The 1,530-nt window shown below is 68.1% G+C and carries 1 protein-coding gene; it reads left to right on the forward strand.

Going from position 1 to position 1,530, the window contains the following annotated elements:
* The first annotated feature begins 80 nt into the window (after positions 1–80).
* Positions 81–1,226 carry an IS110 family transposase gene (locus tag ACFPU0_RS16645; protein ID WP_377694327.1) on the forward strand — a complete coding sequence of 382 codons (1,146 nt, stop codon included), beginning with the start codon at positions 81–83 and terminating at the stop codon, positions 1,224–1,226.
* The last annotated feature ends 304 nt before the right edge of the window (positions 1,227–1,530 follow it).

Below are 1,530 nucleotides of genomic sequence, written 5' to 3' on the forward strand. Positions count from 1 at the left end.
TGTAGATCCTATGCAAAGGCCGCCCGCACGCCGATTCTTAATCCGGGGGATAGAAGGTTTGGCCCAGAGGAGGAATCGACATGCGGACGGCCTACGTTGAACAGCATAGTGCGAATGAACCGGTCCTGGCGGTGGCACTGGAGTTGGCCAAGGCCTGTTGGAAAGTGGCGCTGAGCGATGCCCGGCGTAACCCTCGGCTGCAGACGGCTGATGCGCCGCAGCCGCTGGCGCGCCTGGAGCAGGTCGTGCAGCAGATCGAGGCCGCGCGAGCGCGCTGGGCGCTGCCGCAGTCCGTCACAGTGGTCGTGGTGTACGAGGCCGGCCAGGATGGCTTCTGGCTGCAGCGGGCGCTCCAGGCACGCGGGGTGGAAACGCTGGTCATCGACCCGGCGAGCCTGCTGATGGAGCGCCGGTTGCGGCGGGCGAAGACCGACCGGCTGGATGCCCTGCGCCTGGTGGAGGCGCTGCTGGCCTGGCTGCGCGGCGACCGGCGGCGTTTTCAGGTGGTGCGCGCGCCCCGCGTCGAGGACGAGGACCGCCGCCACTGGGGCCGTGAGCGCCAGCAGTTGCAGCGCGAGCTGCAGCAGCACCGCAACCGGATCGAAAAGCTGCTGGCCACTGTGGGGTGCTGGACCCGCCTGGACCGCGCGGGGCGGCAGCAACTGGCCGAGGGCCGGTTGCAGGACTGGGCCGGGCAGCCGCTGGGCGCAGCGCTGCAGGCTCGGCTGCAACGCGAGCTGCAACGCTGGCAGGACGCCCGGACACAGCTGCGGCAGCTCGAACGCGAACATGCGCAGCGCTTGGGCACCCGGCAGACCGAACAGGTGGCGCGCCTGACCCAGTTGCGCGGCATCGGGACAGTGGGCGCCCGGCAACTGGTGCTGGAGCTGTTCTGGCGGCACTTTCGCAACCGCCGCCAACTGGGGGCCTGCGTCGGCCTGGTGCCCGCGCCCTACGACAGCGGCACGCTGCGGGTCGACCAGGGCATCAGCAAGCAGGGTAATCCCCGGGTCCGCGCCCTGCTGGTCGAGCAGGCCTGGCTCTGGCTGCGTTATCAGCCCGATAGCGCCCTCAGTCACTGGTTTGCCAAGAAGGCCGGCGGTGATGGCCGCCGCAGTCGACGGGTGGCAATCGTAGCCCTGGCACGGCGACTGGTGATCGCCCTGTGGCGCTATCTGGAACACGGTGAGCTGCCAGCGGGGGCGACCCTGAAAGCCGTGTCCTGAAAGCCCTCGCCCGCCAAAGAGCCGCGATGAAAGCGTGACGCAGTCAACCCGCCCGTAATTCGCCCGGGTCATCAACACGATGACCGATCGTGTAGACAGGGTGGGGTGCACAGGGGTATGCCTGAGCGCAACGCGCAAGCAGGATCGTGTTGGTCCCGGTGACCAGCGGATAGAAGGTGGTGAGACGCCAGGTCTCACGGACAGCGTACCCCGCTGCGTTGATGCGAACCCTCAAGTCCGAATCGGCGGAGCAGCCCTTGACACCGAGAGCTTCATAGAAGGGGCGAATTCATTCGCCAAGGGC

The organism is Pseudomonas sp. GCM10022186 (assembly GCF_042656385.1).
In the GTDB taxonomy this organism is placed as follows: domain Bacteria; phylum Pseudomonadota; class Gammaproteobacteria; order Pseudomonadales; family Pseudomonadaceae; genus Metapseudomonas.